General features: G+C 57.6%; 8 protein-coding genes. 7 read left to right on the top strand and 1 reads right to left on the bottom strand.

The window, feature by feature from the left end; translation table 11 throughout:
* The first annotated feature begins 263 nt into the window (after positions 1–263).
* The 6 genes from araB to rluA all read left to right on the top strand — a co-directional run bounded on the left by araB (position 264) and on the right by rluA (position 10491).
* Positions 264–1973, top strand: coding sequence for a ribulokinase (araB, locus tag E0L16_RS07820; protein ID WP_112791995.1), 1710 nt, complete (start codon positions 264–266; stop codon positions 1971–1973).
* A gap of 10 nt (positions 1974–1983) precedes the next feature.
* The gene (gene araA, locus E0L16_RS07815) at positions 1984–3486 is read left to right on the top strand and encodes an L-arabinose isomerase (RefSeq protein ID WP_063450678.1); all 1503 of its coding nucleotides are present in this window, start codon (positions 1984–1986) and stop codon (positions 3484–3486) included.
* An 88-nt stretch (positions 3487–3574) separates the two neighbouring features.
* Positions 3575–4270 (top strand): L-ribulose-5-phosphate 4-epimerase, encoded by a 696-nt coding sequence (araD, locus tag E0L16_RS07810; RefSeq protein ID WP_063867439.1) that lies wholly within the window; start codon positions 3575–3577, stop codon positions 4268–4270.
* A gap of 156 nt (positions 4271–4426) precedes the next feature.
* Complete coding sequence (gene polB, locus E0L16_RS07805; RefSeq protein ID WP_131636664.1) at positions 4427–6784, top strand: DNA polymerase II; 2358 nt, start codon at positions 4427–4429, stop codon at positions 6782–6784.
* Between the two features lie 128 nt (positions 6785–6912).
* Entirely contained in the window at positions 6913–9819 is a 2907-nt protein-coding gene (gene rapA / locus E0L16_RS07800) for an RNA polymerase-associated protein RapA (protein ID WP_131636663.1), read from the top strand.
* 12 nt (positions 9820–9831) lie between these two features.
* A complete protein-coding gene (rluA, locus tag E0L16_RS07795) occupies positions 9832–10491 on the top strand; it encodes a bifunctional tRNA pseudouridine(32) synthase/23S rRNA pseudouridine(746) synthase RluA (protein WP_131636662.1) in 660 nt (219 codons plus the stop codon).
* Between the two features lie 32 nt (positions 10492–10523).
* Here the strand turns inward: rluA and djlA are convergent, their stop codons facing one another.
* On the bottom strand, positions 10524–11339 hold the full coding sequence (djlA, locus tag E0L16_RS07790; protein ID WP_102750036.1) for a co-chaperone DjlA: 816 nt from the start codon (positions 11337–11339) through the stop codon (positions 10524–10526).
* A gap of 239 nt (positions 11340–11578) precedes the next feature.
* On the opposite strand from djlA, the gene lptD reads away from it, so the two are divergent.
* Positions 11579–13930 (top strand): LPS assembly protein LptD, encoded by a 2352-nt coding sequence (lptD, locus tag E0L16_RS07785; RefSeq protein WP_063867434.1) that lies wholly within the window; start codon positions 11579–11581, stop codon positions 13928–13930.
* Positions 13931–13970 lie beyond the last annotated feature (40 nt).

The raw sequence follows: 13970 nt of genomic DNA, 5'->3' as shown, positions 1-13970 counted from the left end.
GCGAAAAGATCCAAAAAGCATCACGCCTCTTTTACGTCCGCCATGTTTCAGCCTTTTCCCCTGATTTTTCTGCCGACACGGGCAGAGAAGCAGTAACAAAAGTGTCTATAAGTGCGGCAGAAATGTCCACATTGAATATTTGCACGGCGTCACACTTTCCGTTGCTACAGCAATTTAGTCCATAAGATTAGCGGATCCTGCCTGACGATTTTTGTCCCCAGTCTCTAATGTTCTTCCATACCTGTTTCGGATGGAGCAACACCATGGCAATTGCAATTGGCCTCGATTTTGGCAGCGACTCGGTTCGCGCGCTGGCAGTGGACTGTACGACTGGCCAGGAGATAGCAACCAGCGTTGAGTGGTATCCGCGCTGGCAAGAGGGGCGCTACTGCGATGCGCCAAACAACCAGTTCCGTCACCACCCGCGCGATTACATTGAATCGATGGAAGCGGCGATCAAAACCGTGCTGGCTGAACTGACGGACGCCCAGCGGGCCGACGTCGTGGGGATTGGCGTCGACAGCACTGGCTCAACGCCTGCCCCTGTCGATGCCGAAGGCCGCGTACTGGCGCTGCGCCCGGAGTTTGCCGATAACCCGAACGCCATGTTTGTGCTGTGGAAAGACCATACCGCCGTGGAAGAGGCGGAAGCCATCACGCGTTTATGCCATCAGCCGGGCAAGACCGACTACTCACGCTATATCGGCGGGATTTACTCCAGCGAGTGGTTCTGGGCCAAAATCCTGCACGTTACCCGCGCGGACGCTTCGGTCGCCCAGGCCGCGGCATCATGGATTGAACTGTGCGACTGGGTGCCCGCCCTGCTCTCCGGCACCACTCGCCCGCAGGATATCCGCCGTGGCCGCTGTAGCGCCGGACATAAATCCCTGTGGCATGAAGGCTGGGGCGGTCTTCCTCCGGCAGCGTTCTTCGATGAGCTTGACCCGATCATCAACAAAAACCTGACATACCCGCTCTTTACCGACACCTTCACCGCCGATATTCCGGTCGGCACGCTCTGCGAAGAGTGGGCGACGCGTCTCGGCCTGCCGCAAAACGTGACCATTTCCGGCGGCGCGTTCGACTGCCACATGGGCGCCGTGGGCGCGGGTGCGCAGCCTAACACGCTGGTGAAAGTGATTGGCACCTCCACCTGCGACATTCTGACGGCAGATAAGGCCAGCGTCGGAGACCGCGCGGTAAAAGGCATCTGCGGCCAGGTTGACGGCAGCGTGGTGCCGGACTTTATCGGCCTTGAAGCCGGTCAGTCCGCGTTTGGTGATATCTACGCCTGGTTTGGCCGCGTGCTCGGCTGGCCGCTGGATCTGCTGGCTGCCGCGCATCCTGAGCTGAAAACACAGATTATGGCGAGCAAAAAACAGCTCCTGCCGCAGCTCACCGAAGCTTGGGCAAAAAATCCGTCTCTCGACCACCTTCCGGTGGTGCTGGACTGGTTCAACGGACGCCGCACGCCGTTCGCGAACCAGCGCCTGAAAGGGGTGATTACCGATCTCAACCTGGCGACCGACGCGCCCGCGCTGTTCGGCGGCCTGATTGCTGCCACCGCGTTCGGCGCGCGCGCCATTATGGAGTGCTTCACCGAACAGGGCATCGACGTGAACAACGTGATGGCGCTGGGCGGTATCGCCCGTAAAAACCCGGTGATTATGCAGGCCTGCTGCGACGTGCTGAACCGTCCGCTGCAAATAGTGGCCTCCGATCAGTGCTGTGCGCTGGGCGCCGCGATTTTCGCCGCCGTGGCCGCAGGCGTGCATGCGGATATCCCGACCGCGCAACAGCATATGGCGAGCGCCGTCGAAAGTACGCTCCAGCCGCAGCCTCAGCAGGCACAACGCTTTGAACAGCTTTATCAGCGCTACCAGCAATGGGCAAAAAGCGCCGAACTTCACTATCTCCCTGTCGCCGCCCCGGCCAAAAGTACCGCGGACACTACGGCAACCCTGACACATTAAGGACACGATAATGACCATTTTTAATAATTATGAAGTGTGGTTTGTGATTGGCAGCCAGCATTTGTACGGGCCGGAAGCGTTGCAGCAGGTGACGAAACATGCGGAGCACGTTGTGAATGCCCTGAACGCGGAAGCCAAACTGCCGTGCAAACTGGTGCTGAAGCCCCTGGGTACGACGCCGGACGAAATCACCAACATCTGCCGTGATGCCAACTACGACGACAAATGCGCCGGCCTGGTGGTGTGGCTGCACACCTTCTCACCGGCCAAAATGTGGATCAACGGCCTGGCAATTCTCAACAAACCGCTGCTGCAATTCCACACTCAGTTCAATGCCTCCCTGCCGTGGGACAGCATCGACATGGACTTCATGAACCTGAACCAGACCGCGCACGGCGGCCGCGAGTTCGGCTTCATCGGCGCGCGCATGCGCCAGCAGCATGCCGTGGTAACCGGCCACTGGCAGGACGGCCAGGCACAACAACGCATTGGCTCCTGGATGCGTCAGGCGGTCTCTAAGCAGGACACCCGTCACCTGAAGGTGGTGCGTTTTGGCGACAACATGCGCGAAGTGGCGGTCACCGACGGTGACAAAGTGGCCGCGCAGATCAAGTTTGGTTTCTCCGTCAACACCTGGGCGGTGGGCGACCTGGTGCAGGTAGTGAATGACATCAGCGAGGGTGATGTTAACGCGCTGGTAGATGAATATGAAAGCAGCTACCGCCTGACGCCTGCGGCGCAAGTTAACGGCGACAAGCGCCAGAACGTGCTGGATGCCGCACGCATTGAGCTGGGCATGAAGCGTTTTCTGGAACAGGGCGGCTTCCACGCCTTTACCACTACATTTGAAGACCTGCACGGCCTGAAACAGCTGCCGGGTCTGGCAGTACAACGTCTGATGCAGCAGGGCTACGGCTTTGCGGGCGAAGGCGACTGGAAAACTGCCGCTCTGCTTCGCATCATGAAGGTGATGTCGACCGGTCTACAGGGCGGCACCTCCTTTATGGAGGACTACACCTACCACTTCGAGAACGGCAACGATCTGGTGCTCGGCTCGCACATGCTGGAAGTGTGTCCCTCCATCGCGGTTGAAGAGAAACCGATCCTTGACGTGCAGTACCTCGGCATTGGCGGCAAAGCGGATCCGGCCCGTCTTATCTTCAACACCCGTACCGGCCCGGCCATCAACGCCAGCCTGATCGACCTCGGCGACCGCTTCCGCCTGCTGGTGAACTGCGTCGATGCGGTTGAAACCCCGCACTCTCTGCCGAAGCTGCCGGTCGCCAATGCCTTGTGGAAAGCGCAGCCGGACCTGCCAACCGCGTCAGAGGCGTGGATCCTGGCGGGTGGCGCGCACCACACCGTCTTCAGCCATGCGCTTGACCTGAACGATATGCGTCAGTTTGCCGAGCTGCACGACATCGAGCTGACCGTGATTGATAACGACACCCGTCTGCCAGCCTTTAAAGACGCGCTGCGCTGGAACGAAGTCTATTACGGTTCAAAACGCTAAGTACGCAATGCCCGGTGGCACTGCGTTTACCGGGCCTACGATCCTGTAGGCCGGATAAGCGAAGCGCCATCCGGCACTGGAGACAACCATGTTAGAAGATCTCAAACGTCAGGTACTTGAAGCTAACCTGGCGCTGCCAAAACATAACCTGGTGACCCTGACCTGGGGCAACGTCAGCGCCGTTGACCGGGAAAAAGGGGTATTCGTGATCAAGCCTTCGGGCGTGGATTACACGGTGATGACCGCAGAAGATATGGTCGTGGTCAGCATCGAAACGGGTGAAGTGGTCGAAGGCAACAAAAAGCCCTCATCCGATACGCCGACTCATCGCCTGCTGTATCAGTCCTTCCCGACCATCGGCGGCATCGTGCATACCCATTCGCGTCACGCGACCATCTGGGCGCAGGCGGGCCAGTCCATTCCGGCCACCGGCACCACCCACGCGGACTATTTTTACGGCACCATTCCCTGCACGCGTCTGATGACCGATGCGGAGATTAACGGTGAGTACGAATGGGAAACGGGTAATGTGATTGTCGAAACCTTCGAAAAACAGGGGATCGACGCGGCGCAAATGCCCGGCGTACTGGTGCACTCCCACGGTCCGTTTGCCTGGGGGAAAAACGCGGAAGACGCGGTGCATAACGCGATAGTGCTGGAGGAAGTCGCCTACATGGGGATCTTCTGCCGCCAGCTGGCGCCGCAGTTGCCGGATATGCAGCAAACCCTGCTGGATAAGCATTATCTGCGCAAGCACGGCGCGAAGGCGTACTACGGGCAGTAAATCATTGCCCGGTGGCGCTGCGCTTGCCGGGCCTACGGATCCTGTAGGCCGGATAAGCGCAGCGCCATCCGGCAAAACAGGCACTGTATAAAACCCCAGCAAACACCCCTCAACCAGGCTATAATCAGGCCTGGTTTTGTTTTGTGGGATCGCAGCGTGGCACAGGCGCAAGAAGGCTTTTTACTGACCCGACACTGGCGGGATACTCCTCAGGGCACCGAGGTTGCGTTCTGGCTGGCGACGGATAACGGCCCGCTGCACGTTACCCTGCCGCCTCAGGAGTCCGTGGCGTTTATCCCTGAAGGCCACGTCGAGAAGGTAAAGCAGCTGCTGCGCGGTGAAAACGGCTGGCGCCTCACCCCTCTTGAGCTAAAAGATTTCCACCGTCAGCCGGTGTATGGCCTTTACTGCCGCGCCCATCGCCAGCTGATGCGCTACGAAAAGCTACTGCGCGAAGCGGGCGTAACGCTCTACGAAGCGGACATTCGCCCGCCGGAACGTTTTCTGATGGAGCGGTTTATCACCGCGCCCGTCTGGGTGGATGGCGCGGAACAGAATGGCAGTCTCGTGAACGCGCGCCTCAAGCCTAACCCGAATTATCGCCCGCCGCTAAAGTGGGTTTCCCTGGACATCGAAACCACCCGTCACGGCGAACTGTACTGCATTGGCCTGGAAGGCTGTGGGCAGCGGGTTGTCTATATGCTCGGGCCGCCGAACGGCGATGCGTCCACGCTGGATTTTCAGCTTGAGTACGTCAGCAGCCGCCCGCAGCTCCTGGAGAAGCTTAACCAGTGGTTTGCCGAGCACGATCCAGACGTGCTAATAGGCTGGAACGTCGTCCAGTTTGACCTGCGCGTGCTGCAAAAACATGCCGAACGTTACCGCATTCCCTTAATACTGGGACGCGGCAACAGCGAGCTGGAGTGGCGTGAGCACGGTTTCAAGAACGGCGTTTTCTTTGCCCAGGCCAATGGTCGCCTGATTCTCGACGGCATCGAGGCGCTGAAATCCGCCTTCTGGAACTTCTCGTCATTCTCCCTCGAAGCGGTCGCCCGGGAGCTGCTCGGCGAAGGGAAATCCATCGACAATCCCTGGGACAGAATGGACGAGATTGACCGGCGCTTTAACCAGGATAAGCCGGCGCTCGCCACCTATAACCTGAAGGACTGCGAGCTGGTGACGCAGATTTTCCACAAAACCGAGATCATGCCGTTCCTGCTGGAGCGCGCGACGGTGAACGGCCTGGCGGTCGACAGGCACGGCGGCTCGGTAGCCGCCTTCAGCCACCTCTATTTCCCACGAATGCATCGCGCGGGCTACGTCGCACCCAACCTTGGCGACGTGCCGCCGCAAGCCAGCCCCGGCGGCTACGTGATGGATTCTCGGCCCGGGCTGTATGACTCGGTTCTGGTGCTGGACTATAAAAGCCTGTACCCGTCGATTATCCGCACCTTCCTGATTGACCCGGTAGGGCTGGTGGAAGGGATGGCGCAGCCAGATGATGAACACAGCACCGAAGGTTTTCTCGGGGCACGCTTCTCGCGCGAAAAACACTGCCTGCCGGAAATCGTGGGAAACATCTGGCACGGCCGCGACGAGGCGAAACGCCACGGCAACAAACCGCTCTCGCAGGCGCTGAAAATCATTATGAACGCCTTTTACGGCGTGCTGGGTACCAGCGCCTGCCGCTTCTTTGATCCGCGTCTGGCGTCGTCCATCACCATGCGCGGGCACGAGATTATGCGCCAGACCAAAGCGCTGATTGAATCCCGGGGCTATGACGTCATTTATGGCGATACCGACTCCACCTTTGTCTGGCTGAAAGCTGCCCATTCGGAAGACGACGCCGCGCAAATCGGCAAAGATCTGGTCGCCTTTGTGAACGACTGGTGGCGCGAAAGTTTGCAAAAAGAGCGGTTAACCAGCGCGTTAGAGCTGGAGTTTGAAACCCATTTCACCCGCTTTTTAATGCCAACCATTCGCGGAACTGACCAGGGCAGCAAGAAGCGCTACGCCGGGCTGATTCAGGAAGGTGAAGCGCAGCGGATGGTGTTTAAGGGGCTGGAGACGGTGCGCACTGACTGGACGCCGCTGGCACAGCAGTTCCAGCAGTCGCTCTACCTGCGAATATTCCGCAATGAGCCTTATCAGGATTACGTGCGCGACACCATTGCCAGCCTGATGGCGGGTGAACTGGATGACCAGCTGGTGTATCGCAAACGCCTGCGCCGCCCGCTGGTGGAGTACCAGCGTAACGTTCCCCCTCACGTGCGCGCCGCGCGGCTGGCGGACGAAGAGAACGTTCGTCGGGGACGCGCACCGCAGTATCAGAACCGGGGGACGATAAAATACGTCTGGACGACGAACGGACCGGAACCCGTTGATTATCAACAGTCGCCTCTCGATTACGATCACTACCTGACCCGCCAGCTTCAGCCGGTTGCGGAGGGAATTTTACCGTTCATCGACGACGACTTTGCTACACTAGTGACAGGACAACTTGGGCTATTTTGACGCGTGACGAAACCGTTGCCATCCAGTACCATAGCGCCCTTTCCATTCCCGGACCCATTTTTCGATGACCGTATTTTTTGACGGGGGTCGAACTATTGCCTGCAATTAAAGATTAGAGCCGAACAACTATGCCTTTTACACTTGGTCAACGCTGGATCAGCGATACAGAAAGCGAACTTGGATTAGGAACCGTCGTTGCCGTCGATGCGCGCATGGTTACCCTCCTTTTCCCTGCTACCGGTGAAAACCGCCTGTACGCTCGCAATGACTCCCCTGTTACCCGCGTAATGTTCAATCCGGGTGATACCGTGACCAGCCATGACGGCTGGCAGCTAAAGGTTGAAGACGTAAAAGAAGAGAATGGACTGCTCGCCTACATCGGAACGCGCCTTGATACCGACGAGACGAACGTCATCCTGCGTGAAGTGCTGCTCGACAGCAAACTGGTGTTCAGCAAGCCGCAGGACCGTCTGTTTGCCGGGCAAATCGACCGAATGGATCGCTTCTCCCTGCGCTACCGCGCGCGTAAGTTCCAGAGTGAACAGTACCGCATGCCGTGGAGCGGCCTGCGCGGTCAGCGTACCAGCCTGATCCCCCATCAGCTGAACATCGCCCATGACGTGGGCCGTCGCCATGCGCCTCGCGTGCTGCTGGCTGACGAAGTGGGCCTGGGTAAAACCATCGAAGCCGGCATGATCCTGCACCAGCAGCTGCTCTCTGGCGCTGCCGAGCGCGTGCTGATTGTGGTGCCGGAAACGCTGCAACACCAGTGGCTGGTCGAGATGCTGCGCCGCTTTAACCTGCGCTTCTCCCTGTTCGACGACGAGCGTTATGCCGAAGCCCAGCACGACGCGGACAACCCGTTTGAAACCGAACAGCTGGTGATTTGCTCCCTGGACTTCGTGCGCCGCAGCAAGCAGCGCCTGGAGCATCTGTGCGACGCTGAATGGGATCTGATGGTCGTCGACGAAGCCCACCACCTCGTCTGGAGCGAAGATGCGCCAAGCCGCGAATACATGGCGATCGAGCAGCTTGCGGAGCGCGTACCGGGGGTTCTGCTCCTGACCGCAACGCCGGAGCAGCTGGGTCTTGAGAGCCACTTCGCCCGTCTGCGCCTGCTCGACCCAAACCGTTTCCACGATTTTGAGCAGTTTGTTGAAGAGCAGAAAAACTACCGTCCGGTAGCGGATGCCGTCGCGCTGCTGCTGGCAGGTAATCGTCTCTCTAATGATGAACTCAACACCCTGAGCGATCTGATTGGCGAGCAGGATATCGAGCCGCTGCTTCAGGCCGCGAACAGCGACAGCGATAACGCCGGATCCGCGCGTAAAGAGCTGATCGACATGCTGATGGATCGTCACGGCACCAGCCGCGTGCTGTTCCGCAACACCCGTAACGGCGTGAAGGGGTTCCCGAAACGCGAGCTGCACACCATCAAGCTGCCGCTGCCTACCCAGTATCAGACCGCGATTAAAGTCTCCGGCATCATGGGCACCCGTAAATCGGCGGAAGATCGCGCGCGCGACATGCTCTACCCGGAGCAGATTTATCAGGAATTTGAAGGCGACACCGGTACCTGGTGGAACTTCGATCCGCGCGTGGAGTGGCTGATGGGCTACCTGACCGCGCACCGTTCCCAGAAGGTGCTGGTGATCTGCGCCAAAGCCGCCACCGCGCTTCAGCTGGAACAGGTTCTGCGCGAGCGTGAAGGTATTCGCGCCGCCGTGTTCCACGAAGGCATGTCCATCGTCGAGCGCGACCGCGCTGCGGCCTGGTTTGGTGAAGAGGACAGCGGCGCACAGGTTCTGCTGTGCTCCGAAATCGGTTCTGAAGGCCGTAACTTCCAGTTTGCCAGCAATCTGGTGATGTTTGATCTGCCGTTTAACCCGGATCTGCTGGAGCAGCGTATCGGCCGTCTGGATCGTATCGGTCAGGCGCACGACATTCAGATCCACGTTCCGTATCTGGAGAAAACCGCCCAGTCCGTTCTGGTTCGCTGGTATCACGAAGGTCTGGATGCGTTTGAACATACCTGCCCGACGGGCCGCACCATTTATGACCAGGTGCATAGCGATCTGATCGGTTATCTCGCGGCGCCGGAAAATACCGACGGCTTTGATGAGCTGATCAAATCCTGTCGCGAGAAGCACGACGCGCTGAAAGCCCAGCTGGAGCAGGGGCGCGACCGCCTGCTGGAGATCCACTCCAACGGCGGTGAAAAAGCGCAACAGCTTGCCGAAAGTATTGAAGAACAGGACGACGACACCAGCCTGATCAGCTTCTCCATGAACCTGTTCGACATCGTCGGCATTAACCAGGACGATCGCGGCGAGAACATGATCGTGCTGACCCCGTCCGATCACATGCTGGTGCCGGATTTCCCGGGCCTGCCGGAAGATGGCTGCACCATCACCTTTGAGCGTGATGTGGCGCTGTCCCGCGAAGACGCACAGTTCATCACCTGGGAGCACCCGCTGATCCGCAACGGTCTGGATCTGATCCTCTCCGGCGATACCGGCAGCAGCACCATCTCCCTGTTGAAGAACAAAGCGTTGCCCGTGGGCACGCTGCTGGTGGAGCTGATCTACGTTGTGGAAGCGCAGGCGCCGAAACAGCTTCAGCTTAACCGCTTCCTGCCGCCAACGCCGGTGCGTCTGCTGCTGGATAAAAACGGTACGAACCTGGCCGGCCAGGTGGAGTTTGAAAGCTTCAACCGCCAGCTGAGCGCGGTCAACCGCCATACCGGCAGCAAGCTGGTGAACGCGGTGCAGCAGGACGTGCATGCCATCCTGCAACTGGGTGAAGCTCAGGCCGAAAAAGCGGCCAGAGAGCTGATCGATGCGGCGCGCAGCGAAGCCGACGAGAAGCTGTCAGCTGAACTGTCGCGTCTGGAAGCGTTGAAAGCGGTGAACCCGAACATTCGTGACGATGAATTGGCCGCGATTGAGAGCAACCGTCAGCAGGTGCTGGAAAGCCTGAATCAGGCGGGATGGCGTCTCGACGCCCTGCGCCTTATCGTTGTGACGCATCAGTAAGCGGAGCGCAAGATGGTAATGGAGCCCTACAATCCCCCGATGGATCCGTGGCTGGTCATTCTGTATCAGGATGAGCACATTATGGTGGTCAACAAGCCAAGCGGCTTGTTGTCCGTGCCGGGCCGTCTGGATGAGCACAAGGACAGCGTGATGACGCGCATTCAGCGCGATTATCCGCAGGCCGAGTCTGTCCATCGTCTGGATATGGCCACCAGCGGTGTGATTGTGGTGGCGCTGAATAAACCCGCGGAGCGCGAGCTTAAGCGTCAGTTCCGCGAGCGCGAGCCGAAGAAGCAGTATGTCGCCCGCGTGTGGGGCCATCCGGCGCAGGCGGAAGGGCTGGTGGATTTACCGCTGATTTGCGACTGGCCGAACCGGCCAAAGCAGAAGGTGTGTTATGAAACCGGCAAGGCCGCGCAAACCGAGTATGAAGTGCTGGAGTACGCGCCGGATAACACCGCCCGCGTCCTGCTGAAGCCGATTACCGGGCGCTCCCACCAGCTGCGCGTGCATATGCTGGCGATGGGTCACCCCATTCTGGGAGACAGATTTTATGCGCCGCCGGAAGCGCTGGCGTTAGCGCCGCGCCTGCAACTGCATGCGCAGACGCTCACCATCACCCACCCTGCTTTCGGCAACACCATGACATTCAAAGCCCCGGTGGACTTCTGAAAAAAAGGCCCGACGCTGTGTCGGGCCTTTTTTTATTTAAAACCTTTCTGCTCTTTAATCAGCTCGTAGGCTTTCTGGATTTCCTGCGCTTTCTGTTTCGCCATCTCCATCATCTCTGGCGGCAGGCCTTTCGCCACCAGCTTATCCGGATGGTGCTCGCTCATCAGCTTACGATACGCGCGTTTGATGGTCGTGACATCGTCAGACGGCTTCACGCCGAGGACGTTACAGGCATCTTCAAGCGTAGGGCCACGCTGCGCCTGCTGCCAGCCGCCGCCGGACGATTGCTGCTGATAACCGCCGCCAAAGTGCGCACCACCCTGCATCATGCGCAGGAACTGGTCGAACTGCATGCGGGAGATGCCCAGCTCTTCGGCAATCACGTATAAGACGTCCCGTTCATTCGGATGCAGAGAGCCATCCGCGAAAGCGGCCTGGATTTGAATTTCCAGAAACATCCGAATTAAATCAAAGCGCCCGAAACAGATGCTACGGAACTGCCGCATTTTTTCTCGCAGCGGGTAGTTATCTGATTTACCAATCCGGAACGCATTCTGCGCCGCGATGCGTGATTCACCGTGCAGATTCATGCGGTCCATAAAGACGCTGGCGACCTGAATGTCGGCTTCCGTTACGCGCCCTTTTGATTTGGTTAAATGCCCCATCACCTCAAAGGTGGTGGAGAAAAAGAGTGACTGGCGCTCGCGCTGATTGGCAAACCAGGCCATTTTGCGGCTGCGTGCCTTATCAAACATATGGCCGATAATGAGGCCAAGAACGACGCCCCAGAATCCGGCACCCATAATAATTGCGAACGCAACGCCGATTATTTTACCCCAATACTGCATATACTCCCCGAATGGTCATGTTCCTGGCCGACGCAACGCCATCATTACAGTGGTCGCGCCACGGTCAATTGAGGGACATCGCCTATAATTTGCATTATCATACTCGTCATTCGATAGCGAGCCTAACACTCTGGCGCGCAAACGGGCAGGATTAACGCTGGTACTGCGCTGATGAGTAAGATAGTCTCTGAGCGTTTGTAAGCCGTAGCCACTGATGACGGAACAATAAAATACAACGTATGAAAAAACGTATCCCCACCCTTCTGGCCACAATGATTGGCACCGCCCTGTATAGCCAACAGGGGCTCGCAGCCGATCTCGCCTCGCAGTGTATGCTTGGCGTCCCAAGTTACAATCGCCCACTGGTGAAAGGCGATACGAATGACTTACCCGTCACCATTAATGCCGACAGCGCAAAAGGTAATTATCCTGACAACGCGACCTTTACGGGCAATGTCGATATTAACCAGGGAAACAGCCGTCTGCTGGCTGACGAAGTGCAATTGCACCAGAAGCAACCGGAAGGTGCCCAGGCGCCTGTCCGTACGGTGGATGCGCTGGGTAATGTGCACTATGACGACAATCAGGTCATCCTGAAAGGTCCGAAAGCCTGGTCCAATCTGAATACGAAAGATACCAACGTCTGGGAAGGTGATTACCAGATGGTGGGTCGTCAGGGTCGCGGAACCGCAGACCTGATGAAGCAGCGCGGCGAAAACCGCTACACCATTCTCGAAAACGGCACGTTTACGTCCTGTTTGCCAGGGTCAAATACCTGGAGCGTCGTGGGCAGTGAAGTGATCCACGACCGTGAAGAACAGGTCGCCGAGATCTGGAACGCCCGCTTCAAGCTTGGCCCGGTGCCAATTTTCTATAGTCCTTACCTGCAACTGCCGGTGGGCGACAAACGTCGTTCGGGCTTCCTGATCCCGAACGCCAAGTACAGCACGTCGAACTACTTTGAGTTCTACCTGCCGTACTACTGGAACATTGCGCCCAACATGGACGCCACGATCACGCCGCACTATATCCACAAGCGCGGTAATATCATGTGGGAGAACGAGTTCCGCTATCTGACCAAGGCGGGCGCGGGTCTGATGGAATTTGATTATCTGCCATCAGATAAAGTGTTCCAGGACGAGCATCCTTCCGAAGGCGATAAGCACCGTTGGATGTACTACTGGAAGCACGCCGGGGTATTGGATCAGGTATGGCGCTTCAACGTCGACTATACCAAGGTCAGCGATCCGTATTACTTCAACGACTTTGACTCTAAATACGGGTCCAGTACCGACGGTTACGCCACGCAGAAATTCAGCGTGGGCTACGCCATTGAGAACTTCGACGCCACCGTGTCGACCAAGCAGTTCCAGGTATTTGATACGCAATCGAAAAGTACCTACGGTGCAGAGCCGCAGCTGGACGTAAACTGGTATCAGAACGATGTGGGTCCGTTCGACACGCGCGTTTATGCTCAGGCGGTTCATTTCGTCAACACCAACTCGGATATGCCGGAATCAACGCGTCTGCATATCGAGCCGACGATCAATCTGCCATGGTCAAACGACTGGGCGAGCCTGAACACCGAAGCCAAGTTGATGGCCACCCACTACCAGCAGAAGAATCTGGACTGGTATAACAAACGCTATGGCACCGATCTTGAAGAGTCGGTAAACCGTACGCTTCCGCAGTTCAAAATGGACGGAAAGCTGATCTTCGAACGTGATATGGGTCTTCTCGCCGATGGATACACCCAGACGCTTGAGCCGCGTATGCAGTATCTCTACGTGCCTTATCGCGATCAGAGCAAAATTCAAAACTACGACTCGTCTTTCCTGCAATCAGACTACAGCGGCCTGTTCCGTGACCGTACCTACGGCGGCCTTGACCGTATTGCGTCTGCTAACCAGTTAACGACCGGCGTCACAACGCGCGTTTATGATGATGCTGCCGTTGAACGTTTTAACGTTTCTGTTGGTCAAATCTACTATTTCACCGAGTCTCGTACCGGTGATGACGACATTAACTGGGAGAAAGACAACAAAACGGGCTCACTGGTATGGGCAGGCGACACCTACTGGCGCATGACGGATCGTTGGGGTCTGCGCGGTGGTGTTCAGTACGATACACGACTGGACAATATCGCGACGGGCAGCGCTGCCATTGAGTATCGTCGTGATGAAGACCGTATGTTGCAGTTGACGTATCGTTACGCCAGCCCGGAGTATATCCAGGCGACGCTGCCTAACTATGCGAATACGGACCAATACAAAGACGGTATTTCACAGGTAGGTACTGCCGCGAGCTGGCCGATCGCCGATCGCTGGTCAGTCGTCGGGGCCTACTACTATGACACGAATGCCCAAAAACCTGCCGACCAGATGTTAGGTCTGCAATATAACTCCTGCTGTTACGCAATACGTGTCGGTTACGAACGCAAACTTAACGGCTGGGATACGCAAAACAGTCAGGGCAAATACGATAACGTGATTGGCTTTAATATCGAGTTGCGCGGCCTGAGTTCTAACTACGGTCTGGGCACGCAGCAGATGCTGCGCTCGAACATTCTGCCGTATCGTAGTTCATTGTAATGTGCTTGATTTACAACGTAATCCGCTTTGCGGTTAATTG

Origin of the sequence: Enterobacter quasihormaechei (assembly GCF_004331385.1) — a bacterium.
GTDB classification, from domain to species: domain Bacteria; phylum Pseudomonadota; class Gammaproteobacteria; order Enterobacterales; family Enterobacteriaceae; genus Enterobacter; species Enterobacter quasihormaechei.
Note: the sequence above shows the minus strand (reverse complement) of the source record. Positions and strands in the feature narration are given on the sequence as shown.